This window comes from Mycobacterium sp. NGS45, assembly GCF_059812645.1.
Genome location: NZ_JCALDB010000020.1, coordinates 1 through 23,780, shown reverse-complemented (window position 1 = coordinate 23,780; position 23,780 = coordinate 1). Strand labels below are relative to the sequence as shown.

The 23,780-nt window shown below is 68.9% G+C and carries 23 protein-coding genes; 12 read left to right on the top strand and 11 right to left on the bottom strand.

The genetic code is table 11. The features are described from left to right. Nucleotides 1-56 precede the first annotated feature (56 nt). Both AC5Y3P_RS17420 and AC5Y3P_RS17415 read left to right on the top strand, forming a co-directional pair. Nucleotides 57-206 (top strand): hypothetical protein, encoded by a 150-nt coding sequence (locus AC5Y3P_RS17420; RefSeq protein ID WP_500047174.1) that lies wholly within the window; start codon nt 57-59, stop codon nt 204-206. 13 nt (nt 207-219) lie between these two features. After that, nucleotides 220-855 (top strand): TetR/AcrR family transcriptional regulator, encoded by a 636-nt coding sequence (locus tag AC5Y3P_RS17415; protein WP_500047173.1) that lies wholly within the window; start codon nt 220-222, stop codon nt 853-855. 89 nt (nt 856-944) lie between these two features. Here the strand turns inward: AC5Y3P_RS17415 and AC5Y3P_RS17410 are convergent, their stop codons facing one another. The 3 genes from AC5Y3P_RS17410 to AC5Y3P_RS17400 form a co-directional block, all read right to left on the bottom strand. Continuing rightward, nucleotides 945-1,244, bottom strand: a complete 300-nt coding sequence (locus AC5Y3P_RS17410) for a hypothetical protein (RefSeq protein WP_500047172.1) — start codon at nt 1,242-1,244, stop codon at nt 945-947. A 9-nt stretch (nt 1,245-1,253) separates the two neighbouring features. Continuing rightward, entirely contained in the window at nt 1,254-2,741 is a 1,488-nt protein-coding gene (locus AC5Y3P_RS17405; RefSeq protein ID WP_500047171.1) for a class I adenylate-forming enzyme family protein, read from the bottom strand. A gap of 87 nt (nt 2,742-2,828) precedes the next feature. Continuing rightward, nucleotides 2,829-3,353, bottom strand: a complete 525-nt coding sequence (locus AC5Y3P_RS17400; protein ID WP_500047170.1) for a dihydrofolate reductase family protein — start codon at nt 3,351-3,353, stop codon at nt 2,829-2,831. 57 nt (nt 3,354-3,410) lie between these two features. Here AC5Y3P_RS17400 and AC5Y3P_RS17395 point away from each other — a divergent pair, with 57 nt between their 5' ends. Together AC5Y3P_RS17395 and AC5Y3P_RS17390 are read left to right on the top strand one after the other, a co-directional pair. Continuing rightward, the gene (locus AC5Y3P_RS17395; protein ID WP_500047169.1) at nt 3,411-4,571 is read left to right on the top strand and encodes an acyl-CoA dehydrogenase family protein; all 1,161 of its coding nucleotides are present in this window, start codon (nt 3,411-3,413) and stop codon (nt 4,569-4,571) included. Then, nucleotides 4,568-5,641 carry an acyl-CoA dehydrogenase family protein gene (locus AC5Y3P_RS17390; protein ID WP_500047168.1) on the top strand — a complete coding sequence of 358 codons (1,074 nt, stop codon included), beginning with the start codon at nt 4,568-4,570 and terminating at the stop codon, nt 5,639-5,641. Before AC5Y3P_RS17395 ends, AC5Y3P_RS17390 begins: the two co-directional genes overlap by 4 nt. A gap of 65 nt (nt 5,642-5,706) precedes the next feature. Here the strand turns inward: AC5Y3P_RS17390 and AC5Y3P_RS17385 are convergent, their stop codons facing one another. Both AC5Y3P_RS17385 and AC5Y3P_RS17380 read right to left on the bottom strand, forming a co-directional pair. Beyond that, entirely contained in the window at nt 5,707-6,564 is an 858-nt protein-coding gene (locus AC5Y3P_RS17385; protein ID WP_500047167.1) for an arylamine N-acetyltransferase family protein, read from the bottom strand. A 103-nt stretch (nt 6,565-6,667) separates the two neighbouring features. Then, nucleotides 6,668-7,453: a crotonase/enoyl-CoA hydratase family protein gene (locus tag AC5Y3P_RS17380; RefSeq protein WP_500047166.1), complete on the bottom strand. Its 786-nt coding sequence runs from the start codon at nt 7,451-7,453 to the stop codon at nt 6,668-6,670. 186 nt (nt 7,454-7,639) lie between these two features. Between AC5Y3P_RS17380 and AC5Y3P_RS17375 the strand changes: the two genes are divergently transcribed. The 3 genes from AC5Y3P_RS17375 to AC5Y3P_RS17365 are packed head-to-tail and all read left to right on the top strand — an operon-like array spanning nt 7,640 to nt 11,285. Next, complete coding sequence (locus AC5Y3P_RS17375; protein ID WP_500047234.1) at nt 7,640-8,380, top strand: 1-acyl-sn-glycerol-3-phosphate acyltransferase; 741 nt, start codon at nt 7,640-7,642, stop codon at nt 8,378-8,380. Nucleotides 8,381-8,409: 29 nt separating this feature from the next. Continuing rightward, nucleotides 8,410-10,035 carry an acyl-CoA ligase FadD12 gene (fadD12, locus tag AC5Y3P_RS17370; RefSeq protein WP_500047233.1) on the top strand — a complete coding sequence of 542 codons (1,626 nt, stop codon included), beginning with the start codon at nt 8,410-8,412 and terminating at the stop codon, nt 10,033-10,035. Continuing rightward, entirely contained in the window at nt 10,032-11,285 is a 1,254-nt protein-coding gene (locus AC5Y3P_RS17365; RefSeq protein ID WP_500047165.1) for an alpha/beta hydrolase, read from the top strand. The genes fadD12 and AC5Y3P_RS17365 overlap by 4 nt, the downstream gene beginning before the upstream one ends. On the opposite strand, the gene AC5Y3P_RS17360 is transcribed toward AC5Y3P_RS17365, so the two are convergent. Beyond that, nucleotides 11,282-12,703, bottom strand: coding sequence for a WS/DGAT/MGAT family O-acyltransferase (locus tag AC5Y3P_RS17360; RefSeq protein WP_500047164.1), 1,422 nt, complete (start codon nt 12,701-12,703; stop codon nt 11,282-11,284). The genes AC5Y3P_RS17365 and AC5Y3P_RS17360 overlap by 4 nt on opposite strands. 60 nt (nt 12,704-12,763) lie before the next feature. After that, a complete protein-coding gene (locus tag AC5Y3P_RS17355; protein ID WP_500047163.1) occupies nt 12,764-13,984 on the bottom strand; it encodes an alpha/beta hydrolase in 1,221 nt (406 codons plus the stop codon). 353 nt (nt 13,985-14,337) lie between these two features. Between AC5Y3P_RS17355 and AC5Y3P_RS17350 the strand changes: the two genes are divergently transcribed. From AC5Y3P_RS17350 to AC5Y3P_RS17340, 3 genes are read left to right on the top strand one after another with little or no spacing between them, the layout of a single operon-like run. Further along, nucleotides 14,338-15,240 (top strand): alpha/beta hydrolase, encoded by a 903-nt coding sequence (locus AC5Y3P_RS17350; protein ID WP_500047162.1) that lies wholly within the window; start codon nt 14,338-14,340, stop codon nt 15,238-15,240. A 3-nt stretch (nt 15,241-15,243) separates the two neighbouring features. Then, complete coding sequence (locus AC5Y3P_RS17345) at nt 15,244-16,344, top strand: acyl-CoA dehydrogenase family protein (protein ID WP_500047161.1); 1,101 nt, start codon at nt 15,244-15,246, stop codon at nt 16,342-16,344. A 1-nt stretch (nt 16,345) separates the two neighbouring features. Further along, the gene (locus tag AC5Y3P_RS17340) at nt 16,346-17,491 is read left to right on the top strand and encodes an acyl-CoA dehydrogenase family protein (RefSeq protein ID WP_500047160.1); all 1,146 of its coding nucleotides are present in this window, start codon (nt 16,346-16,348) and stop codon (nt 17,489-17,491) included. On the opposite strand, the gene AC5Y3P_RS17335 is transcribed toward AC5Y3P_RS17340, so the two are convergent. Genes AC5Y3P_RS17335 through AC5Y3P_RS17325 form a run of 3 tightly spaced genes read right to left on the bottom strand, consistent with a single transcriptional unit; the run spans nt 17,480 to nt 20,825 of the window. After that, nucleotides 17,480-18,814, bottom strand: coding sequence for an amidohydrolase family protein (locus tag AC5Y3P_RS17335; protein WP_500047159.1), 1,335 nt, complete (start codon nt 18,812-18,814; stop codon nt 17,480-17,482). The two genes, AC5Y3P_RS17340 and AC5Y3P_RS17335, sit on opposite strands and share 12 nt — an antisense overlap. Next, nucleotides 18,808-19,896, bottom strand: a complete 1,089-nt coding sequence (locus tag AC5Y3P_RS17330; RefSeq protein ID WP_500047232.1) for a CoA transferase — start codon at nt 19,894-19,896, stop codon at nt 18,808-18,810. Before AC5Y3P_RS17330 ends, AC5Y3P_RS17335 begins: the two co-directional genes overlap by 7 nt. 26 nt (nt 19,897-19,922) lie before the next feature. Beyond that, nucleotides 19,923-20,825 carry a hotdog family protein gene (locus AC5Y3P_RS17325; protein WP_500047231.1) on the bottom strand — a complete coding sequence of 301 codons (903 nt, stop codon included), beginning with the start codon at nt 20,823-20,825 and terminating at the stop codon, nt 19,923-19,925. A gap of 168 nt (nt 20,826-20,993) precedes the next feature. Between AC5Y3P_RS17325 and AC5Y3P_RS17320 the strand changes: the two genes are divergently transcribed. Further along, a complete protein-coding gene (locus AC5Y3P_RS17320) occupies nt 20,994-22,151 on the top strand; it encodes an acyl-CoA dehydrogenase family protein (protein ID WP_500047158.1) in 1,158 nt (385 codons plus the stop codon). Nucleotide 22,152: 1 nt separating this feature from the next. Then, nucleotides 22,153-22,878, top strand: a complete 726-nt coding sequence (locus tag AC5Y3P_RS17315) for a GntR family transcriptional regulator (RefSeq protein ID WP_500047157.1) — start codon at nt 22,153-22,155, stop codon at nt 22,876-22,878. A 35-nt stretch (nt 22,879-22,913) separates the two neighbouring features. On the opposite strand, the gene AC5Y3P_RS17310 is transcribed toward AC5Y3P_RS17315, so the two are convergent. Next, the gene (locus tag AC5Y3P_RS17310; RefSeq protein WP_500047156.1) at nt 22,914-23,756 is read right to left on the bottom strand and encodes an endonuclease domain-containing protein; all 843 of its coding nucleotides are present in this window, start codon (nt 23,754-23,756) and stop codon (nt 22,914-22,916) included. Nucleotides 23,757-23,780: the final 24 nt, after the last annotated feature.

The following is a 23,780-nucleotide window of genomic DNA, read 5'->3' as shown; positions in this document are numbered from 1 at the left end:
CGGTTGCCGCCTCCGCGTTCTATGATGGAGAGCATAATTCTGGACGGGAGGCGCTGATGTACGACATCGAGGTCAACATCGCCGGCTATCGCTTCACCCAGCAGTTGCCGGGCCCCCGGCGCCGGCTGCTCGGTCCGCTGGTCAACCGCGCGAACTGGCGCCCGCGCGCCGTGCGCGAACACGTCCGCCAACTACGCGCCGTCTGAGGCGTCGCACCGCATGCCTTCCGCTGCCGCAGCGCCCGCCGGGTCCACCACCAAACGTCGGTCCACCCGGCACGACATGGTGGTCAGCGCCGCGGACCTGCTGCGCGAACGCGGCGCGGCCGGGGTGACCATCGACAGCGTGCTGCACCGCAGCGGGGCACCTCGCGGTTCGGTGTATCACCACTTCCCCGGCGGCCGCAGCCAGATCCTGCGCGAGGCGCTGCAGTACGCCGGCGACGCGATCGTCGAGCGGATGGTGGCCGCGGCCGACCGCGGCGCGCTGGCCATGCTGCGCGATCTGGTCGAGTTCGGCGAGCACGCGTTGACCGCGAGCGACTTCACCGCGGGCAGTCCGGTGCTGGCCGCGGCGACCGGTCCGTCCGATCACGACCTACCGCTGCTGGGGATGGCGGGCGACATCTATCGCCGCTGGCTCGATCAGCTCAGCCTGGCTTTTCGCAGCGACGGGTTCGGCCCGGCCGATGCCCGCTCGCTGGCCAGCACGTGCGTCGCAGCGCTGGAGGGCGCGGTGGTGCTGTGCCGGGTCGAGCGCACCGTCGAACACCTGACCCAGACCGCCAGGCAACTCGAATTCCTGGTCAAATCACGGGAATTCGTCAACCGGAGCGCTGCGTCGGCTCGACGCTGACCCCGCCCGTCGGTCCCCGCTCTTCCGCCACTTAGCCGCTCTGCGGGCCCGAAGAGCGCGGCGGAGACGGTAGAGCGGCAGCCGAAAGGTCAGTCGCTGGCCGGCAGCGGCTTGGCTTCCTTGAGCGACAGCGGGGTGTCTCCGACCGTCAGCGTGCCCTTGCCGGCCTTGGTCACCAACACCTCGGCGCCGGCCTCGTCGACGTAGCGCTTGCCCATCGCGGTGCCGTCGGCCAGCGCCGGATTCAGCTCTGCGGCTTGCTTTTCGGCGTCCAGCGGAACCATCGGGGCGCCGCCGCAGCGCAGGTCATCGAGGGCATCAGAGGTCTTGACCACGATCACCTGCGTGTCGTCGACCTGGCTCTGCAACCGGGTGCCGTTCTTCACCATGATGGGCTCCTACTCGTTCTCGAGACTGGCGACGATCTCGCGTCGCAACAATTTTCCGGTGGCGTTGGTGGGCAGCTCGGTGCGGAACACCACCCGATCCGGGGTGCGCGAGCCGCGCAGCTGTGCCCGCACGTGCGCGCGCAGGTCCTCGGGATCGGGATCGGCGCCGGGCTCGGGTACCACCACCGCGACGATCGCCTGTCCCCACTGCGCGTCCTCGACGCCGACGACGGCCACCTCGCGCACCTGCTCGTGCTCGATCAGCACGTCTTCGAGTTCAGCCGGCGCGATGTTCTCACCGCCGCGGATGATGGTGTCGTCGCTGCGGCCGGTGATGTACAGATAGCCGGCCTCGTCGAGCATGGCGATGTCCTTGGTCGGGAACCAGCCCTCGTCGTCGAGTACCGAGCCGATCCCGGTGTAGCGCCCGGACACCTGCTCACCGCGCACGTACAGCTCACCGGGTTCACCGGCGCCGAGCACGGTGCCGGCCTCGTCGCGGATCTGCAGCTCGATGCCCGGGACCGGCTGACCCACCGAACCCAGCCGCTTGGCCACGCGTTCGTCTGCGTTGCCGTGCGCTTCCCGGTGATCGTCGGGTGTCAGCACCGCGATGGTCGACGAGGTTTCGGTCAGCCCGTAGGCGTTGACGAAGCCGACGTGCGGCAGCAGGCTCAGCGCCTTGCGCACCAGCGGCAGCCCCACCTTGGATCCGCCGTAGGCCAGGGTGCGCAGCGTGGGCAGTTCGTGGGTTTCGGACTCCAGCACCGTGACCACCCGGTCCAGCATGGTGGGCACCACGGTGGCCGAGGTGACGCCCTCGGTCTCGACCAGCCGAACCCACTCGGCGGCGTCGAAGTTGGGCAGGTACACCATCTTTCGGCCCGCGTACAGATTCGACAGGGCCGCGCTCACGCCGGCGATGTGGTAGGGCGGCACGCAGATCAGCGCGGCGTCGTCGGGCTCGGCCGAGGCGAATTCGACGGTGCCGGTGATGTAGGAGGTCAGGTTGTTGTGCGTGAGTTCGACGGCCTTGGGCGCCGAGGTGGTGCCCGACGTGAACAGCACGACGCCGACGTCGTCGGGGTCGGCGAACTCGACCACCGGTTCGTGGGTGCGGGCATCGGAGATGAACTCCAGCGATTCCATGGTCACGACGCCGGCGTCGCCGACCATCTCGCGGTAGCGGCCGTCGACGATCACCAGCGGCTTGGGCAACCGCTCGATCAGGGTCTGGATGCCCTCGGCCGAGAGCCGGTAGTTGATCGGGGTGAACGCCCGCCCGGCCCGCGCCGAGGCGAACAGCAGCAGCGGCAGCAGCGCCCCGCCGGTGCCGACGTAGACGACGTGCTCAGCACCGCTGGCCGCGATGACACCGGCCCCGCCGTCGGCCAGATCGGAAAGTTCTTGCGTGGTCAGCCGGGTGTCCTCGGACACCACGGCGACACGGTCGGGATCCCCCGAAGCCGCCATCTCCAGCAGCAGCGAAATGCTCATCGAAACCACCCGGGATTGGCGTTATCCGAATTGAAGAACATGATTCTCCGATTAAACCATAGCCGCAAGCGGCCGCCGAGTCCGCCGCTACCCAGCTCGGACCCAGCGAGCACACACGAATTCGCCGTTGACCGCCGTTTCGGTCAGCACCCACTCCGAACGTAGCGGCAGCAGTCGCGAACCGGAACCCAAACTGCACGGCGCATACGTCACGATCAGCTCGTCGACCAGACCGGCCGCCACGAACTGGGCAGCCAGCGCACCCCCGCCGACCAGCCAGACGTGCTTCCCCGCGGCCGCCTCGACCAGGCCTGGATGCAGTTCGGCGACGTCGCCGGCGAACACCGTGACCGGATGTTCGGCCGCGACGATCTCCGGCCGGTGCGTCACCACCCAGGATGGCTGCTGGTACATCCACGCCCCGGGCTGGTTGTCCCGGATCCACAAGTAGGTCTGCGCGCCCATCACCAGGGCGCCGACGTCGTCGACGAAGCGTTCGTAGTGGAAGGGCCCGTCCGGGTCGATCGTGCGGGAGGTCAACCAGTCCAGGCTGTCCGCCGTGTCGACGATGAAACCGTCCAGGCTGGAGGCGGTGTAGTACACGGTGGCCATGTCCCGAGTATTGCTCGGCGCTCCGACAGCTCAGCGGGCATGCGATCATGTGCCTCGATGAGCAGTTTCGATGCGTTGTGCGCCAACGAACCGGAACTGGCGGCGCTGCGGGGTTCGCTGCGCGAGTTCCTGGCTGCCGATCGCGCCGAGTTCGGTTGGCAGCCCGGCGTCGACACCTGGCTGTCGCAGTGGGACGAGGCGTTCAGCGCCCGGTTGGGCGACGCCGGCTTCCTGGGGTTGACCATCCCCACCGAGTACGGCGGGCACGGACTGAGCCACCTGCACCGCTATGTGGTGACTGAGGAATTGTTGTTGGCCGGCGCCCCGGTGGCCGCGCACTGGATCGCCGACCGGCAGGTGGCGCCGGCTCTGCTGGCCTACGGCAACGAGGAGCAGCGGCACCGGATCCTGCCGCGGATCGCTGCGGGCCGGTTCTTCTCGGCGATCGGGATGAGTGAGCCGCAGGCCGGTTCGGACCTGGCAGCCGCGGCCACCCGCGCCACCGAGTGCGACGGCGGCTGGCGGCTGACCGGGCGCAAGGTGTGGACCAGCGGTGCGCACCTGGCGCATCAGGTGGTGGTGTTGGCGCGCACCAGTGCGGTCGATCCCGAACACCGGCACGCCGGTTTCAGCCAGTTCCTGGTGCCGACCGATTCGGCGGGCGTGCAGATCGAGCCGATCGTGACGATGGACGGTCAGCACCACTTCAACGAGGTGGTGTTCGACGACGTCTTCGTGCCCGACGCCGACGTGCTCGGCGAGATCGGCAACGGCTGGCATCAGGTCACCGCGGAGTTGTCGTTCGAGCGCAGCGGACCCGAGCGGGTGCTGTCGACGGTCAGCGTGATCACCGCACTGATCCGCGCGTTGGCCGAGTCGGCGCAGGTCGAGCAGGCCACGTTGGTGGCCGTTGGGGATTTGGTGGCCCGCCTGGTGTCGCTGCGTCAGCTGTCGGTGTCGGTGGCCCGCGCGCTGGCAGCCGGGGAGTCCGCCGCCAATCAAGCAGCGCTGGTCAAGGATTTGGGCACCCGGTTCGAGCAGGATTCGGTGCAGCTGGTGGCCGACCTGCTGGACTGTGTGGAGCCCGGCTCGGCAGCGCACGTCCGGTTGACCGGGATGTTGGCGGTGGCGCGACTGCACGCGCCGATGGTGACGTTGCGCGGCGGGACCAACGAGGTGCTGCGCGGTGTGGTGGCGCGCGGCATGGGGCTGCGATGAGCGCCGGCGCCCTGAGCGGCGGCGTGTTCGCGGCCGCCACCGATGCCGACGACGAGTTCGGCGATCTCCGTCAACTGGTCGACGACATCGGAAAGCGCGCCGATCAGGCCCGCCTCGGGCAGCGCCGGCTGCCCGAGCTGTTCGACGAAAATGCCTGGCGCGCACTGGAAGAGACCGGACTGAGTCGACTCACCAGCAATCCGGAGCTCGGCGCCGGGCCCACCGAGTCGGCGATCACGCTGCGCGGGCTGGCCCGGCACGCGGTGGCCGCACCGATCGCCGAGACCGATCTGCTGGCCGGTTGGCTGGCCGGGGTCGCCGGGCTGCAGGTGCCCGAGCGCGGCCCGTTGACCCTGGCGTGGGCCGACGCCGACGGCACCGCGCGTGCGGTGCCGTGGACGCGTGCGGCAGCCGCGGTGCTGCTGGTGGTCCCCGACGATGCCGGCCTGCGGGTCGCGGTCGGCTCCCCCGCCGACCTCGACGTGGTCGACGGCCACAACCTGGCCGGTGAGCCCCGCGACACCGTACGGTTCACACTGCCCGACTCGACCGCGACGGTGGATGCCGCAGTGGCTGCCGAGTTGACCCGGCGTGGCGCGTGGGCCCGGTGCGTGCAGCTCATCGGCGCATTGGATTCGGCTGCCGAGTTGTCGGTGGCGCACACCCGGGAGCGGGTGCAGTTCGGCCGGCCGCTGAGCAAGCAGCAATCCGTGCAGCACGCGTTGGCCGGTATGGCCGGTGAGATCGAACGAGCAAGAGCTGCAGTGACATTGGCGGTCAGCGCGGCTGCCGATCACGGTTTCGCCAGCCCGCAGTGCGATTATGCGACCGCGCTGGCCAAGGTGGTGCTGGGCCGGGTGGTACCGGCGGTGAGCACCACGGCGCATCAGTTGCACGGCGCGATCGGGGTGACCATCGAGCATCGACTGTGGTCGTCGACCAACCGGGCGCACGCGTGGATCGAGGAGTTCGGCAGCACCGGGAGCTACGCGCGGGAGTTGGGACGTCGCGCACTGGCCGCCGGCTCCGGCTCGGACGGCGAGCTCTGGGACGCGCTCACCTGGGCCTGACCCCCGCGATTTCGGTGCGTTGAGGGGCGCTGGGCGCCCCTCAACGCACCGAAATCGCAAGGCACTCAGGTGTCGAGCACCTCGGTGATGCGGGCGTGCACGTCGCCGAGTCCGCCGACGTCGAGACCGAATCGGTTCATCAGCACGTCGAGCACCTCGGTCGCGGTGTCGAAGCGGACCTGTTCGGACGGCGCACCCGGCCGGTGGATGGCCAGGTTGCGGCCGCGCAGATTCCACCGGGCGCCGTCGACGAGCAGCGAAGCGCTCAGGCCGACGACGAAGATCGACTCCGGATACGTTGACACATACCAACTTCCGACCTGCAGGTCGATGGCCGGCCGGGGCTCGTCGGTGAACAGGTAGAGCGGCCGCCAGCTGTCGCCGATCAACGTCTCCAGGAAGTACCCGGCGCCGTACCGGCCGATCCGGTACGGCTCGTTCGGGGTCTGCTGCACCACGTCGGGTACGAACTCGATCGGCGCGGTCAGGGTCTGCCCGCCGAAGCCGACGTCGACCAGGTAGCGGCGGGCGTCCCCGGGGACGCGCACCACCAGCACCTGGTGGGTCAGCGCGCTCAGCGGCGCATCCAGGCCATCGGGTTTCATCCACACCACCCGGCCGGTGAGCGACTCGACCTGATAGCCGAGTTCGGCCAGCGCATAGGCCAGCAGGCCGTTCTGTTCGAAGCAGTAGCCGCCGCGGCGCCGCGCCACCAGCTTGCCGAACAATGCCGCCGCACTCAGATCGGCGACCGGGATGCCCATCAGCGGGTCGAGGTTTTCGAACGGGATGTGCGACAGGTGCGCGCCGATCAGGGCGCACAACGTGTCGTAGGTCGGCTCTACGGGCCCCGGATAGCCGATCCGCGCCAGGTAGTCAGCGACGTCGGGCCGGGGTTCGGCCGCCACTAGCTCGGCAGTCATACCCCCATCCTCGCTTCTCAACCGCGGTTGAGGTCAAGCGAGTTTCCGACACCGCATCCGAAAACACCGGCAGCGCGGTGTCCGGGCCGGCGTGCGAATCGGCTCAGGTGCCGGTCCACTTCGGCGCCCGCTTCTCAGCGAACGCCGTCGCGCCCTCGCGGGCGTCGTTGGAGACGAACACCGGGCCGAGGATCTTCATCTGCTCGGTCCACTGTTCCTCGTCGCCCCAGTACCGCGACTGCACGACGATCTTCTTGGTGGCCGCGACCGCCAGCGGGCCGTTGGCGGTGATCTTCTCGGCCAGCGCGATCGCGCCGTCCAGCGCGCCGCCCGCCTCGGTCAGCGCGCTGACCAGGCCCAGCTCGTGCGCCCGCTCGGCGGACAGGTTCTCGCCGGTCAGGGCCAACTCCATCGCGATGGCATACGGGATGCGCTGCGGCAGTCGCAGCAGGCCGCCGCCGCCGGCCACCAGGCCGCGCTTGACCTCGGGGATGCCGAACGCGGATTCACGCGAGGCGACGATCAGGTCGCAGGACAGCGCGACCTCGGTGCCACCGGCCAGCGCGTAGCCCTCCACCGCGGCGATCAGCGGCTTGTCCGGCGGGCGCTGGGTGAAGCCCAGGCCGCGGCCGTCGATGTCGCAGCGTTCGCCGCGGGCGAACGCCTTGAGGTCCATGCCGGCGCAGAAGGAGCCGCCGGCTCCGGTGACGATGCCCACCGACAGGCCCGGGTCGGCGTCGAGTCGGTCCATTGCGTCGGCCAGCCCCTGGCTGACCGCCAGGTTCACGGCGTTCTTGGCCTTCGGCCGGTTGATCGTGATGAGCAGGATGCGATCGCGCTGCTCAACGAGGACTGCGGGTTCAGTGGATTCGTCGCTCACGCCCGTCATCGTAAACGGTACGGTAAGCACGTCGGCTGACTACCCGACCCGTCCTTACACCCACCCGGTACGATCAAAACTAGAACACGTTCCAATTCAGCCTCAGGGGGCCCCGTGAGCTCGACGAACGACGACGGCACCGAGATCTCCACGGGTGAGATCACCAAGTGGGATCCCGGCCTCACCGAGAAGGTGATGGGTCTGCTGCGTCCGTTGATCAAGGGGTGGCACCGCTCCGAGGTACGCGGCCTCGAGGTCTTCCCGGACGGCGGCGCGCTGGTGGTGTCCAATCACTCCGGCGGCATGTTCGCGCTCGACGTACCGGTGTTTGCGACCGGCTTCTACGAGCGCTACGGGTACGACCGCCCGGTGTACACGCTGACCTTCGACCTGGTCTTGACCGGGCCGACGGCGAACTTCTTCCGCAAGACCGGGTTCATCAAGGCCAATCACGAGAATGCCGGCGAGGCACTGCGTTCCGGTGGTGTGGTGGTGGTCTTCCCGGGCGGCGACTACGACGCCTACCGGCCCAGCACCGCGCGCAACACGATCGACTTCGACGGCCGCACCGGGTACATCCGCGCCGCGCTGAACGCCGGGGTGCCGATCGTGCCGGTGGTCGGCATCGGTGGTCAGGAGACCCAGATCTATCTGACCCGCGGCACCGAGCTGGCCAAGCTGTTGCGCCTGGACAAGTTCTTCCGGGCCAAGATCTTGCCGGTGTCCTTCGGGTTCCCGTTCGGGCTGTCGGCGGTGCTGCCGCTCAACGTGCCGCTGCCCAGCAAGATCGTGCAGCGGGTGCTGGAACCGATCGACATCGTCGCCGAGTTCGGCGAGGACCCCGATATCGACGAGGTCGATGCTCATGTCCGCAACGTCATGCAGGCCGCGCTCGACGAGTTGGCCGATGAGCGCAACTTCCCGGTGATCGGCTGATCGTGGTCGAACTCCCCGGACTGTCCCGGATCGGCGCCGCAGCCAGCGCAGCCGGTCAAGCCGCCGAGCTGGTGGCCACGATGGCCCGCGCCGGCATGATCGCACCGATGCGGCCGGACAAGTATCTGCGGATCATGGCCGCCGGCGCACGCGAAGGGCGTTCGGTGACAAGCGGTTTCGCGATGTCAGCGCAACGCTCGCCGGATCGGGTCGGTCTGATCGACGAGTTGGGTGCGTTGACCTTCGGCCAGTTGGATCGACGCGCGGACGCGCTCGGCGACGCCCTGCAGGCCCTCGGCGTGCGCACGGTCGGCATCATGTGCCGCAACCACCGCGGCTTCGTCGACTCCCTGGTGGCGGCCAACCGGATCGGCGCCAACGTGCTGCTGCTGAATACGTCGTTCGCTGGGCCGGCCCTGGCCGAGGTGGTCGAACGCGAAGACGTGGACGCGGTGATCTACGACGAGGAGTTCACCGCCACCGTCGACCGTGCCCTGGCCAACCGTCCGGCCACCCGCCGCATCGTGGGCTGGACCGACGACCCGCTGGCCCACGACTGCACGGTGGAGCGGTTGATCGACGCGCACACCGGTCAGCGTCCGGAACCGCCGGCCACGCCAGGCAAGCTGATCCTGCTGACGTCGGGAACCACCGGAACGCCCAAGGGCGCCAAGCATTCCGGCGGCGGCCTGGCCGAGCTCAAGGCGATCCTGGACCGGGTGCCGTGGCACACCGACAAGACCGTCGTGGTGGTGGCGCCGATGTTCCACGCCTGGGGCTTTTCCCAGTTGGTGTTCGCCGCGTCGATGGCCTGCACGGTGGTCACCCGACGCCGCTTCGACCCGGAAGCCACCCTGGAACTGGTGGACCGGCACCGGGCCTACGGGTTGTGTGTGGTGCCGGTGATGTTCGACCGGATCATGGATCTGCCCGACGACGTGCTGGACCGCTACAGCGGTCGGTCGCTGCGGTTTGCCACCGCCTCGGGTTCCCGGATGCGTCCCGACGTTGTCACCGCGTTCATGGACCGGTTCGGCGACATCATCTACAACAACTACAACGCCACCGAGGCCGGCATGATCGCCACCGCCGTCCCGGCCGATCTGCGCGCCGCGCCGGATACCGCCGGCCGGCCCGCCGTCGGCACCGAGGTCCGGATCCTGGACGCCGAGCTGCGCGACGTGCCCGTCGGTGAAGTCGGACAGGTGTTCGTGCGCAACGGATCTCAGTTCGACGGCTACACCTCCGGCGCCACCAAGCAGTTCCATGAGGGGTTCATGGCCTCCGGGGACCTGGGCCGCTTCGACGCGGCCGGAAGATTGTTCGTGATCGGCCGCGACGACGAGATGATCGTCTCCGGTGGCGAGAACGTCTACCCGATCGAGGTGGAGAAGACGCTGACCGGCCACCCCGACGTGGCCGAAGCCGCGGTGCTGGGCGTCGACGACGAGAAGTACGGCCAACGCCTGGTGGCGTTCGTGGTGCTGCGTGAGAATGCCTCGGCCACAGCCGAAGAGCTCAAGACGCACGTGCGCGACAACCTGGCCAACTACAAGGTGCCGCGCGCGGTGATCGTGCTCGACGAGTTGCCCCGCAACAACACCGGTAAGGTGCTGCGCCGCGAGCTGCAAGCCCGAGCGGAAGAGACTGCGTGAGCCGAAACCCACGAGCGAACCGGACCCTGGCGCGTGCCGCCGCCGAACTGTTGAACGCGGCCAACGGCATCAAACCACTGGCTCGCCGAGGTTATCTCAGCATCCCGGCGTTCGCCTTCGGCTGGCCCACCACCGAACTGGCGCCGCTGTTCTTGGCCGGCTCGGCCGCCGACGCGTTGCGGCGCGGGATCCGCGGCGACTTCATCGGCCGCCGTGGCCGAATCGCCCTGGTGCTGAACGTGATCAGCTGGGTACTGCTCGGCGTGTTGATGCGCCGCAACGTCAAATCCGAACCCTACTTCGAGGCCGGGCTGCGCGCGGCGCTGCCGGAGAACTACCGCGAGACGGCAGCCAGTTCGCAGCCGGCCGTCGAGCAGCTACGCAAGCACGGCGGGGTGTTCGCCACCGGCTTTTCCCGTCGCCGCTACGTCCAACAGGCCGGAACCATCAGCTACGGGCCGTACGGCGGCGCCAACCTGGCCGACATCTGGCGGCGCAGCGATCTGCCCCGGGACGCCAAGGCCCCGGTGCTGCTGCAGGTTCCCGGCGGCGCCTGGGCGATCGGCATGCGGCGGCCGCAGTCCTATCCGCTGATGAGTCATCTGGCCGAACGCGGCTGGGTGTGCATGTCGATCGGCTACCGGGTCAGCCCGCGCAACACCTGGCCGGACCACATCGTGGACGTCAAACGCGCGCTGGCCTGGATCAAGGAGAACATCTCCGACTACGGGGGCGACCCGGATTTCGTTGCGATCACCGGTGGTTCAGCCGGCGGTCATCTGTCCTCGCTGACCGCGCTGACTCCCAACGATCCGCGATTCCAGCCCGGTTTCGAGGACGCCGACACCTCGGTGGTGGCGGCGGTCCCGGTGTACGGCCGCTACGACTGGTTCTCCACGGGCGGCCCCGGCCGGGCGGAGTTCATGGAGATCCTGCAGCGGTTCATCGCCAAGGAACGACTCGAAGATGACCCGGAGCTGTTCCGCAACGCCTCGCCGATCGCCCATGTGGGCCCGCACGCGCCGCCGTTCTTCGTGCTGCACGGCACCGACGATTCGCTGATCCCGGTGCCGGAGGCCCGCGAATTCGTCGCCGCATTGCGCGCGCACTCCAAGGACGTGGTCGCCTACTCGGAGATCCCGCACGCCCAGCACGCGTTCGACATCTTCGGCTCACCGCGCGGGCACTACACCGCCGAGGCGATCGAGGCGTTCCTGTCCTGGGTGCAGGCCCGCCGCCAGGCCGGCTAGGAGGCCGGCGGCATCACCTTGTCGAGCACCGTCAGTTTCTGCGAAAGCCCGGCTGCCCGGCGGATTTCGACGAAGTCATCGACCATCGCTGAGGTGATCTCATGGGCGTCGTGCACCGACTTCAGGTCGGTGATCACCGAGATGTTGAGCTGGTCGACGTAGCTCCAGACCGTGATATTGATGCCGCTGCCCGCGGTCAGCGGCCCCACACTGTAGATCTCGGTGACCAGCGAGCCACCGACCCGGCCGTACTCACGCGGCCCCGGCACGTTCGAGATGTTCAGGTTCAGCACCTTGTTCTGACCGTCTTTGCTGGACAGCCATTTGAACAGGGCTTCGATCCCCACCGGCGGCAGATAGTTCGACCACCGGCTGACCAGTTCCGGGCCGATCAGGTGGTTGGTCTCCTTGGCCAGGATGGCGTCGTCGTGGGCTTGCCGGACCCGCTCCAGCGGGTCCTCGATGTCGATCGGGATCGGCATCATGACCCCGGTGAACCGGTTGCCGGAGATGCGGTCCGAGCTGAAGTCGAAGCTGACCGGGACCGAGGCCAGCAGCCGGTTGTCGGCGTGCCCGTCGTAACGCAACGCGGCCTTGCGCAACGCCCCGGCGGACAGCGCAAGCACCAGGTCGTTGATCGAAACCCCCAGCGCGGCCTTGGTTTCCTTGACATCCTCCAGAGTCAGCGCCGCGGTGGCGAACCGACGTTCCGGGGTCAGCACGTGGTTCATGAAACTCGGCGGCGGGGTGAACGGCATGGTCAGGTCCGGGCCGAGCTTGCGGGTACTGCGTCGCACCCGGTTGATCCCGGCCGCGGTGTAGGCCAGCGTCGACGGGATCTGCGCTGCGTGCCGGAAGTGGTCTTTGAACGCCGAGGTCACCAGCGCGGTCTTGCTGGGCGCGGGGTCGGTCTCGTAGTTCTCCCGGTCGTCCGGGGGCCCGGTCTGCAGGTCCATTCCGAGTGCCAGCAGGTTGGCCGCGGCCACGCCGTCGGCCAGCGCGTGGTGGATCTTGTTCACCACCGCGATGCGGCCGTCGGCCAAACCGTCGATGTAGTACATCTCCCACAGCGGGCGGCTGCGGTCCAACGGGGTGGACGCGATCTCACCGATCGCGTCGTCGAGCTCGCGTCGCCCGCCCGGGGCCGGCAGCGTCCACGGCCGGACGTGGTACTCCAGGTCGACTTCGACGTTCTCCCGCCACATCGGGTGATGGAACTTGAACGGGATGTCGACCAGCTGATAGCGCAGCGGGTAGAGCTTGTGCAGCCGCGCGTTGATCACACGGCGGAAGTCGTCGATGCCGAAGCTGCGCTGGGCATCGGTGAATTCGACGATCGCGATCTTGAGCGTGTGCATGTGCACATTGGGCGCTTCCGTGTACAGCAGGAACGCGTCCCACCCGGTGAGTCTCTTCATAGCCGCCCGCTCTGCAAACGTTTCCCCTCCTGCCGGGAAACCCTACAAGCGCGGCGCGCCTCAGATGACCCGTTTTGCCTTCATGGCGGTGCGGCTCCGGCGAATGTGGTTGAGGAACAAACCGATTGCCGTCGCCGCCGACCCAGTGCGCGCGCCGTCGGTCATGTCGAAGCCGTGGCCCGCACCGGGCAGCTCAACATACCCGACTTCGGAGCGGGACACGGTACGGAGCCGATCGACGAACGCGCGGGCCTGCTCGACCGGGATGATCGAGTCGGCGGTGCCGTGCAGCACCAGGAACGGCGGCGCGTCCGGATGTATCTGCGCCATCGGCGAGGCCTTGCGGAAAACCTCGGGGTGCCGGTCGATCCGGCGCTTGACCACGACGCGTTCCAGGAAGTCGACGAACCCGACCCGCTCCTTGGTGGAACGGTCCTCCCAGTCGTAGCGACCGTAGATACCCACCACCGCGTCCACCGAGGTGTCCGAACCGGCCGGCAGGTGCTGCTGATAGTCGGGATGGTCGGCGGTCAAACCGGCCAGGGCAGCCAGATGCCCGCCGGCCGAACAGCCGGCGATCGCCACGAACTCGCGGTCACCGCCGAACCGGTCGACGTTGGCCCGCGCCCAGGCGATCGCGGTCTTGACGTCGTCGATATGGTGCGGCCACGGATGCGTCGGCGCGACCCGGTACTCCACCGACAGGCACACCCAGCCGAGCTCGGCCAGATGCGACATCAAGGCGTAGCCCTGCAGGATCCGTCCGCCGTGCACCCAGGCCCCACCCGGCAGGAAGATCAGCACCGGCGCGTCGCCCGGCAGGTCGTCGCGGCGCCACACGTCGAGCACCTGACCTGGTTCTGGGCCGTACTGCACCGCCGAGCGGTGCAGATGCCGACGATGCTCGAGCGCCTTCAGCAGCGGCGGGGCACCCTCCGGTTGCGGCCATTCGATGGCCAGATCGGCGGCCGGCACCAGGCCGCGCAGCGCGGCGTCGGCCACCGCGTGGGTCTGGTCGCGCTCGGCCTTGCGGATCTCACCGATGCCCGGCGTGAACCACGACTTGGCGGCCGCGGTGATCAGGTGCGGTGCGTGCCGGCTGCCCCACATGCCCAGCGCGGCGTACCAGTTCAGCTGCTGGAAGTGCTTGCCGACCACCGGCAGCGATTCGGCGATGTTGCCGGCTGCGAGCAGATAGTCGGCGGGGCGCGCGTGCAGCATCCAGGTGGCGCAATCTCGCACCGTCGTACCCGACTTTTCATTTTCCGGGCAAACCGTCATGGCGTGAGCGTACTCCGAACCGACCTGGCGGAAAGCACCGAACACGCTAACAACTACGCAGGACTCTGTAACGCTGCCAGTTTGCTGCGAAAACGTCCCCGGCCCAGCCATCCAGCAAACGCGAAAGTGGCACGGTGTGCCACTTTCACTGGCCGTCCGGGCTGATCTGACACGACCGCCCGAGCAAACTTCGCTGCCGATAGGCTGCGCTCGGCGATATTCAGATCGGGGGATGTCCATGACCGACGAGCAGCAACCACGCGATGTTCCTGGCGGCGGGATCCCGGCTGGCGGTCCGGTGCCTAAACCGTCACCCCCGGCCCACCGCTGAACGGCGCCAGTAGGGTGACCCCGTGACGTCCACCGACATCCACCCCGACCTGCGCAACATGACCCGGCTCGTGCCGCGGTCCCCGATTCGGACCGCCACGCTGCCCTTGATCCGGGTCGCCGGGCGCGTGCAGCGCAAGTTCCGGACGCACGGCGCCGTGGTGTTGACCACGGCAGCCGGCGTCGAGGTGCGGCTGTACCGGCCGGCGCACCCCACGGCGACGCCGGGTCCGGCGATGCTGTGGATCCACGGCGGTGGCTACGTGATCGGCACCGCGGCCCAGGACGCGCCGCTGTGCCGCGGGTTCGCCGACCGGTTGGGCATCACGGTCGCGGCGGTGGAGTACAGCCTGGCCCCCGAACATCCGTACCCGCGGGCGCTCGAAGAGTGCTACGCCGCGTTGACCTGGCTGGCTTCGCTGCCGTCGGTCGATCCGGAGCAAATCGTGATCGGCGGCGGCAGCGCCGGCGGCGGGCTGGCCGCGCAGTTGGCCTTCCGGGTGCGCGACGCCGGCGAAATACGCCCGCTGGCACAGCATTTGGTGTATCCGATGCTCGATGACCGGACCACGACCGGGGACAACCCGGGATTTCGGCTCTGGGATGCGCGCAGCAACCGACTCGGCTGGTCGGCCTACCTCGGCACCGCCGACCCCGAGCAGGTGGTGCCGGCCCGGCGCGCCGACCTGGCCGGTCTGCCGCCGGCCTGGATCGGCGTGGGGAGCCTGGACCTGTTCCACGACGAAGACCTGGCCTATGCCGAGCGGTTACGCGCGGCCGGTGTGCCGACCGAGGTGGAGATCATCCCGGGCGCCTTCCACGGTTTCGACATGATCGCTCCGCGCGCCGGGGTCACCCGCAGTTTCTTCGACGCCCAATGCCACAGCCTGAAACGGCGCTTTGCGACCACAGATCGACAGGATTGACCGATGTCCGCTGAACTCAAGGCCCTGCGCGAGGCCGTACGCGCGCTGCTGGGCAAGCATTCCGACGAGGCGCAGGTGCGTGCGCTGATGGCCACCGACACCGGCCACGACGTGACCTCCTGGGCCGATATGGCCGAGATGGGCCTGCTCGGCTTGACCGTTCCCGAACAGTTCGGTGGCGCCGGCGCCGGCTACGCCGAACTGGGCGTGGTCAACGAGGAGATGGGGCGCGCGCTGTTGTGCGGCCCATACCTGTCGACCGCGGTGCTGACACCGGCGTTGTTGACCGCCACCGGCGACGACGACGAAGCCGGCACGGTGCTGCCCCGCATCGCCGCGGGTGAGGTGCTCACCAGCCTGGCCTTTGCCGAAGGCAATGCGGCCGCGCTGCCCGCCGTGCCGACCACGGCTGCCGAGCAGAACGCCGACGGTTGGGTGCTGCGCGGCGAGAAGAATTTCGTGCTCGATGCCGGCGTCGCCGACCGGATCTACGTGCTGGCCGGCACCACCGAGGGCGCGGCGGTGTTCGTGGTGGAGCGCGGTGCGGCCGGTCTGCAGGTCGTGCCGCTGAGCACCGTCGACCTGACCCGCAAATTGCATCGCGTCACCTTCTCCGAGACGCCGGCCCGGTTGGTCGGCGAAATCGGATCCGGTGCAGCGTCGTTCGAGTCCGCCCTGCAGTCCGGCGCGGTGGCGTTGCTGTCCGAAATGGCCGGCGGCGCGACCAAGACCATGCGAATGGGTGCCGAGTACGCCCGCACCCGATTCCAGTTCGGCCGTGCGATCGGCAGCTTCCAGGCGGTCAAGCACATGTGCGCCGACATGCTGTTGGAAGCCGAGTCCGCGGTCTCGGCGGCCCGGCACGTCGCCGCTGCGTTCGACCGCGAAGACCCCAGCCGCGCTTCGGATCTGGCGCTGGCACATGCCTATTGCGCTGACGCCTACGTGTTCGTCGCCGCCACCAACATCCAGGTGCACGGCGGGATCGGGTTCACCTGGGAGCATCCGGCGCATCTGTATCTGCGTCGGGCCCGCACCGACGCCCAGTTGCTCGGCGACCCCGCCCTTCACCGGGAACGCTACCTACGGTTGCAGGAGGCCTGAGATGACCGACATCCGCGCTGAAGTTCAGGCCTTCCTGGCCCAGCACTGGACCCCCGGCATGGACCGCGCCACCTGGGCCAACCTGCTGTTCGAAGCCGGCTGGACCGCACCGTCCTGGGAGCCCGAATGGTACGGCCGTGGCCTCAGTGATCCCGAATCCCGAATTGCAGCAGCAGAGTTCGCTGCCGCCGGTGCCCCCGGCACCGGACACGACCGGCACAACCTGTTCGCCTGCACGCTGCACGACGAGGGCACCGAGGAGCAGAAACGGCGGCTGATCCCGCCGTCTCTGCGCGGCGAATCGAAATGGTGCCTGCTCTACAGCGAACCGGGTGCCGGATCGGACCTGGCCGGATTGCGCACCCGCGCCGACCGGGACGGCGACAACTACGTGATCAACGGCCAGAAGGTCTGGACCTCGTTCGCCAAGAGCGCCGACTACGGCCTGCTGGTGGCGCGCACCAACTGGGATGTGCCCAAGCACCGCGGCATCAGCTTCTTCATGATGCCGATGCGCCAGCCCGGAGTGGAGATCCGGCCGATCCACCAGATCACCGGCGAATCGGAGTTCAACGAGGTCTTCATCACCGACGCGGTGGTGCCGGCCGAGAACCTGGTCGGCGAAGAAGGTGACGGCTGGCGGGTACTGCAGACCGCGCTGGGCTACGAGCGTCGCCTGATGGGTGATCTGGCCCGCACGTCACGTAGGTCCGGCGACGGCCAGGCCAAGGAAACCTTGCTGGACCTGGCCCGCCAGTTCGGCAAGGCCGATGACGCCCACATCCGTCAACAGATCGCCCGGATGGATGCGCTGGCCACGGTGAACAAGTGGAACAATCAGCGCGCCAAGGCTTCCGGCGGTATGCAGGCCGCCACGCTGCTCGCGTTGAGCAAGATCGCGATGTCGCGGATCCTGCACGAAACCGCGCGGGTGCAGACCGAGATCATCGGCGCCGAGTCCATGTTGACCGGCTCGGAGAACCCGGTCGGCGACGGGGTCACCTTCCGCACCCTGAACGCCTATTTCACGTCGATCGGCGGCGGTACCGACCAGATTCAGCGCAACATCGTCGGTGAGCGGATCTTGGGTCTGCCCAAGGAGCCCGAGCCGTTCAAGGAGACCGCGTTCCGCGAGCTACCGCACTGAGTGCACCAGCTCGCCGCCGATCACGGTCGCGCTGACCAGTCCGGCATCCAGTTCAGCCAGCACCGCTGCGGGCGGTGCTGACAGCACGCACAGGTCACCGGGCTGACCGGGTGCGATCTGTCGCGGCCGGGCCGGGTCGGCGGCGTGGCCGCAGAACATGGTCAGCGCTTGGTGTGCGGAAATACGTTCGGCGGCACCCAGAACGGCACCGGACGCGGTGCGCCGGTGCACGGCGGCACGCATCGCCGCCCACGGGTCCAGTTCGCCGAACGGCACATCGGTGGACAACGCCAACCGCACACCGGCGGCCTGCAGCGAGGCGACCCGCCACAGCCACGGCAGCTCGTCGGTCGGCACCTCGCGCAGGTACTGTTCGCCGCGTTCGGCGACGAAGTTCGGTTGGGTGACCACCGTGACGCCCAGATCGACCAGGTCCGCGATGCAGTCCGGCGGCACGATTGCGGCGTGCTCGATCCGGTCCCCCCGGTGCGTACCGGCCGCACTCAGCGCCGCGATCGCGACCACCAGTTGCGCTGCGGTGACCGCGTGCACCGCCACCGGGTGATCGGCGCCGTGCGTCGCGGCCACCCAGTCGGTGAGTTCCGCCAGATCCAGCGTGGTGTCGTCGAGGATGCGTTTGGCCGGGCCGATACCGACACCGGGGACCGGTGCGGTGGGGGCCGGTGCCATGCAGTGAAGCCGCTGCGGTAGCTCGTCGGATTCGGCTGCAGCAGAAAGGCTTTCGATGTCCCCGCGGGTCTGGTTCGGGGTGGCGTCGGTGACGCCGGTGACCCCGTAGGCTGCCCAGCGTCGTCCCAGGCCGCGTAGCGCGGGCGGGCGGAGCGCCAGGTCGAGTTCCTCGGCGCCGCGCAGAAAGCGACCGTCCGGGTGATCGGGGCGTCCGATCGAGATCAGCGCCGCGGAGTTGAGCACCCACAGCGCGCCGCTGCGGTGCTGCACCCGCACCGGAGTGTGCGGACCAAGCTGGTCGAGCAGCCGGCGATCCAGCGGACCGGCCACCGAATCGTGGTAGCCGACCGCACGCACCCAACCGTCCCGGTCGCGCGGGGCGCCTTTCAAGACGCGGGCCAGCTGGTCGCGGTTCTCGACCTGGGGCGGCCCGACCCGTATCGATTCGGCGGCAGCCGCCGCAGCCCGCAGGTGCACATGGTGGTCGTGCAAACCCGGTAGCACAGTGCCGAATTCGGCGTCCAGCACGTCCTCGCCCGGCATCGCGGTGAGCTCGCCCACGTCGGCGATCCGGTCCCCGACCCGGATGTCGACCACCGCGCCGTTCAGCAGGGTGGCCCGCCGGATCAGCACGGCGCCTCGGTGCGGGCGGCGACCAGCTGCACGACGGCGGCATTGTCGGCGCCCAGTTCGGCTGCCGCGCTGAGGATCCGGGGTGCGGTGGCGGGCGTTGCGCTGGCCGGACCGGTGGCGTAGCGGGCGTAGTCGGCAGCCACGGCGGCCAACGCGACCTCGATCAGTTCGCCGCCGCCGCGGGCCAGCGATTCGGTCACCGCGCGGTAGGCCTCCAAACCGGTGAGCGGGTCGGCGAGTGCGTCGCCCATGAACACCGGGCCGTCGTCGTCACGACCCACCAGGCCGCCGGCGACGGCCGCGTCGTCACCGAACGCCACCCGCCGGCCGCCGTCGGGGTGACCGGTGATCCGCAACCACACCCGCCCCGGGCGGCCCGGCCGCTGCGTCGGCCCGAGACCGCGTCGGCTCAGCGCGGCCGGGCGTGATCCCTCCAGGACCACGTCGGCGGCTTCGAGCAGCTTCCCGAGAGCTCGAGCGTCCGCGTCGAAATCGGCCGCGTAGGACAGTTTTTCGGCGTTGACCCAGTCGAAGAACGCGCGGTTGCCGCGGCGGGTACCGTCCGGCCGGTGCGGGCTTTCCACCTTGACCACCGTGGCACCGGCGCGGGCCCACAGTTGCCCGCACAGCGGGCCGGCCCACATCGAGGTCAGGTCGGCGACCAACAATCCTTCGGGTCGGCGGGCCGGCCCGCGCGCGCCGAGACGGGTAGTCACCGGGGCCCTCGGGGTGGTCTCGGCGAGCCGAGCCACCGGCAGGTCGAGCAGTTGCGCACGGGCGCTGACCTGGTCGGCGCTACAGTCGGCGGCCCAGCGCTGCACCGCCGGCCAAGGATCGGCCACCAACGCGTCGCAGGTGTCGGTTTCCAGCAGTGCCGGCACCGCGGCGATGTCGTCGTCGCGGGACAGCGTGAGTGCGCACCAGCCGTCGGCGGCGCGCAACAGGTGGGTCGCGCCGCCGGGCGACACCCGGCCCCGGGCAACCAAACCGAGCAGTGCGGCCCGGCCGGTCAACCAGGCGGCGGCATCCGTTTCCGGGAAGCGTTCCCGGACGCGCCGCAACACGGCGTCGGCGATGCGCACTGAGTCCACGTGTGCGATTGTGCCCGTTAGAACATCAGCGCGGAGAAACGCCAATCCAGCACCGGTCGGTCCGGGGCGGCGTAGACCACCGAACGCAACTCCAGGACGCCGCCGTCAGCGCGCGCAGTAGCCGATTCGACATGCAGTTCGCTGTAGAGCGTATCGCCCTCGTGCACCGGGCCGGTGTGGTCGCAGGACTGCCAGCTCAGCACCGTGACCAGGTTCGGCAGCAGCCGGGTGGCCTGGGCCAGCGCCAACCCGATGGTGTGCCCGCCGTACACCAGACGCTGACCACCGACCCGCGAATCATGGTGGGTGGCAGCGATGTTCAAGGTCAGGCGGGCCAATTCGGGTGCGCTGCTGATCACGTCGCCGGTGCTGTGCAACACCGCACCGGCCAGATCCGGGCTGAAGTGCGGGCCGGGAACGCGGGCGCGGAAGTGCGCGCCGTCCCAGTCGGCGGTGGGGTCTGGAGCCGGACCGAGGTCGGCGCCGATCCCGGCGAGGTCGTCGGCGTGCCCGGTGTCACCGGCGTCCGGGCTCAACGGCAGCATGGCGCATCGGTAGAAGTCCAGCACCAACCGGTCGGCCTGGTCGATCGTGGTCATCCGCAGCGCGGCCAACCCGGTCGGCGCCCGCCCGGGTTTGGCCGAGTTCTGCCGCAGGCCCACCACTTCGGTGCGGGTGTAGATCGCGTCGCCGAGCACCGGGAACCGGTGGAATCGCAGGCCGCGGTAGAACAGGTTGGCCTTGACCCGCTGGGTGACCAGGGTGGACTGGCCGATCGCGACGTCGCAGACCAGCGCCGGGTGGGCGAGTGCGCCCGGCGTGCCGGTGACGGCATAGCTGAGCGCGGCGTCCAGTGGCAGTCGCAGCCGGTCGCCGAGGATCGCTTGGTGCGCGGCCGCGACGCCGTCGGACAGGGTCATGGACGGGGCCGAGTCGAAGACCTGACCCACGCTCAGGTCGTCGAAGTAGGGTCCACCGGGGATTTGGCCGGACAAAGTCACGGGTTGATGGTACGTGCTGCCGTACCTGTGCGAATATGGCCGTACATTTCACGCTGCACAGGTACCCGCAGGGAAGGGCCGCCAATCGTGACCACCGAGCTATCGCCCGAGGAGACCATGCTGGTCGACACGGTGCGGACCTTCATCGACCGGGACGTCAAACCCACCGTCCGCGAGGTCGAGCACGCCAACGAATACCCGGAGGCGTGGATCGAGCAGATGAAGCAGATCGGCATCTACGGGCTGGCGGTGCCGGAGGCCTACGGCGGCTCACCGGTGTCGATGCCGTGCTACGTCGACGTCACCACCGAGCTGGCCCGGGGCTGGATGAGCCTGGCCGGTGCGATGGGCGGGCACACCGTGGTGGCCAAGCTGCTGACCCTGTTCGGCACCGAGGAACAAAAGCAGCGCTACCTGCCGCCGATGGCGACCGGTCAGCTGCGCGCCACCATGGCTTTGACCGAACCCGGCGGCGGATCCGATCTACAGAACATGAGCACCGTCGCGCGCGCCGACGGCGACGACCTGGTGATCACCGGCGCCAAGACCTGGATCTCGAATGCGCGGCGCTCCGGGTTGATCGCGCTGCTGTGCAAAACCGATCCGGAAGCGACGCCGCGGCACCAGGGCATCTCGGTGGTGCTGGTCGAGCACGGGCCGGGGCTGACGGTGTCGCGTGATCTGCCCAAGCTGGGTTACAAGGGCGTGGAGAGCTGCGAACTGTCCTTCGACGGGTACCGGGTGCCGGCAGAGGCGATCCTGGGCGGCGAACCGGGCCGTGGCTTCGCCCAGATGATGAAGGGCCTGGAGACCGGACGCATCCAGGTCGCCTCCCGCGCGCTGGGGGTGGCCGCGGCTGCACTGGAGGATGCACTGGCCTACGCGCAGCAGCGCGAGAGTTTCGGGGTGCCGATCTGGAAGCACCAGTCGGTGGGCAACTATCTGGCCGACATGGCCACCAAGTTGACCGCGGCCCGCGAACTCACCCGGTATGCCGCCCGGCGCTATGACAGCGGTGAGCGCTGTGACATGGAAGCCGGGATGGCCAAGCTGTTCGCCTCCGAGGTGGCGATGGAGATCGCGCTCAATGCGGTGCGCATCCATGGCGGTTACGGCTACTCCACCGAGTACGACGTCGAGCGCTACTTCCGGGATGCCCCACTGATGATCGTCGGCGAGGGCACTAACGAGATCCAGCGCAATGTGATTGCCGCACAGTTGGTCTCCCGAGGCGGGCTGACTTGAGATGAGGCCCGATCCGGCCTATCGGATGCTCAGCGGTCGGCTGCGCGACCAGATCGCCGCCGGCGACTACCGCGACGGCCGCCGGTTGCCCACCGAGTCGGAACTGGCCGCCGCGTACGGCCTGAGCCGGCAGACCGTACGCCGAGCCTTCCAGGATCTGGTGGCCGAGGGTGTGGTGTACCGGGTGCCGGGGCGGGGCAGTTACGTCACCGAGTCCGCGCCGCGGTACCTGCGCCAGCTGGGTTCGATCGAGGATCTGATGAGCCTGTCCGAGGACACCACGCTGGAAGTCCTGACCGGGCTGCGCCGCCGGGTCGACATCGAAGCCGCGGGCCGGCTGCGGTCGGCCGGCGATGTGGTCTACACCGTGGTGTTCCGTCGGTTGCACGACGGCGTGCCATTCGTACTGACCCGACTGCACCTGACCGAAGCGGCCGCCGGTCCGGTGCTCGACGCTCCCGAACTGCAGACCGGGGCGGTCAGCGCGCACACCGTCATCGGCTTGCTCGAGCCCCATCTTGCACATCCGATAACCGAAGCCGCACAGTCGATCACGGTGGGTGTGGCCGACGCCGAGGTGGCCGCCGCGGTGGGCTGTCCGGTGCAGCACCCGATGCTGCGGGTGGATCGGCTGTACTCGGATTCCACCGGCACCCCGGTCGAGTTGGCGGTCAGCCAGTTCCTGCCCGAGCAGTACGCCTACCGGGTCACCCTGCGCCGCTCCTGAGTGATTTCGGTGCGTTTACGGGCGCTCAGCACCCCCTAGCGCACCGAAATCGCCCGGCGGACTTCGGCAATCACCCGTTCCGGGTTCTCGATTAAATCCCACCAAGTGAACCGCAGGACCTGCCAGTCGTTCAGCACCAGGTAGTTCTGCCGGGCCCGATCCCGAATGAAATCATCAGTCTCGCTGTGGAAAGCGAACCCGTCGATCTCGATTGCCACCTTGGCGTCGCGGAACAGGAAGTCGACGACGTAGGGCCCCACCGGCTGGTTGGCAACCCAACCGGTGATCCCGGCCCGGTTGAGCAAGCCGGCGAAGATCCGCTCGGCCTTGGATTTCGTGCCGTCGCCGGCGGCCTGCAGCCGAAACCGCGCCCGGGGTGAGCCGTACCGGCCCTTGTTGCGCAGATGCGCGCGCCAGAGCTGCGGGAGTTCCGAATGCCGTTGCAACACAAGGTCCATCACGTTCATCGACGTTTCGACGGCGGTCAGTTCGACCGTGGTGACCCGAAGTCCCAGGTGTTCGACGACGTCGTCGTCGGAAAGATCGCGACGACGAATCCGGGTGCCCGGCGAACCCCGACTGTGCGCGGATCTGGGCAACGTCACCTCGACGATGTCCGGGGCCTTCGGCACCAAGTCCAGCCACCAAGCGGCCGCGGTGCCACTGGCCACGGCGGCGGCACCGTGGCCCCACACCGCGGCCCGGATCCGGGCCGCGTCGGTGAACGGTCGGTCGTCGACGAAGTAGACACCGCGGGCGCAGCGCCGCCAGCGACCCGCACGCACTCGACGTTTGACGACGTCGTCGGTCAAGCCGGCCTGGCGCGCCTGAGCCAAGGTGATGACGCCATCATGCCGACGGAGGAAGTCTTCCAACATGACCGGTTAGACGCGCCAGCCCGC

Bases quoted from the DNA above. Each gene is read 5' to 3' on its own strand.
- AC5Y3P_RS17420 (WP_500047174.1), top strand. From the start codon at position 57: ATGTACGACATCGAGGTCAACATCGCCGGCTATCGCTTCACCCAGCAG.
- AC5Y3P_RS17415 (WP_500047173.1), top strand. From the start codon at position 220: ATGCCTTCCGCTGCCGCAGCGCCCGCCGGGTCCACCACCAAACGTCGG.
- AC5Y3P_RS17410 (WP_500047172.1), bottom strand. From the start codon at position 1,244: ATGGTGAAGAACGGCACCCGGTTGCAGAGCCAGGTCGACGACACGCAG.
- AC5Y3P_RS17405 (WP_500047171.1), bottom strand. From the start codon at position 2,741: ATGAGCATTTCGCTGCTGCTGGAGATGGCGGCTTCGGGGGATCCCGAC.
- AC5Y3P_RS17400 (WP_500047170.1), bottom strand. From the start codon at position 3,353: ATGGCCACCGTGTACTACACCGCCTCCAGCCTGGACGGTTTCATCGTC.
- AC5Y3P_RS17395 (WP_500047169.1), top strand. From the start codon at position 3,411: ATGAGCAGTTTCGATGCGTTGTGCGCCAACGAACCGGAACTGGCGGCG.
- AC5Y3P_RS17390 (WP_500047168.1), top strand. From the start codon at position 4,568: ATGAGCGCCGGCGCCCTGAGCGGCGGCGTGTTCGCGGCCGCCACCGAT.
- AC5Y3P_RS17385 (WP_500047167.1), bottom strand. From the start codon at position 6,564: ATGACTGCCGAGCTAGTGGCGGCCGAACCCCGGCCCGACGTCGCTGAC.
- AC5Y3P_RS17380 (WP_500047166.1), bottom strand. From the start codon at position 7,453: ATGACGGGCGTGAGCGACGAATCCACTGAACCCGCAGTCCTCGTTGAG.
- AC5Y3P_RS17375 (WP_500047234.1), top strand. From the start codon at position 7,640: ATGGGTCTGCTGCGTCCGTTGATCAAGGGGTGGCACCGCTCCGAGGTA.
- AC5Y3P_RS17360 (WP_500047164.1), bottom strand. From the start codon at position 12,703: ATGAAGAGACTCACCGGGTGGGACGCGTTCCTGCTGTACACGGAAGCG.
- AC5Y3P_RS17355 (WP_500047163.1), bottom strand. From the start codon at position 13,984: ATGACGGTTTGCCCGGAAAATGAAAAGTCGGGTACGACGGTGCGAGAT.
- AC5Y3P_RS17345 (WP_500047161.1), top strand. From the start codon at position 15,244: ATGTCCGCTGAACTCAAGGCCCTGCGCGAGGCCGTACGCGCGCTGCTG.
- AC5Y3P_RS17340 (WP_500047160.1), top strand. From the start codon at position 16,346: ATGACCGACATCCGCGCTGAAGTTCAGGCCTTCCTGGCCCAGCACTGG.
- AC5Y3P_RS17325 (WP_500047231.1), bottom strand. From the start codon at position 20,825: ATGACCCTGTCCGACGGCGTCGCGGCCGCGCACCAAGCGATCCTCGGC.
- AC5Y3P_RS17315 (WP_500047157.1), top strand. From the start codon at position 22,153: ATGAGGCCCGATCCGGCCTATCGGATGCTCAGCGGTCGGCTGCGCGAC.
- AC5Y3P_RS17310 (WP_500047156.1), bottom strand. From the start codon at position 23,756: ATGTTGGAAGACTTCCTCCGTCGGCATGATGGCGTCATCACCTTGGCT.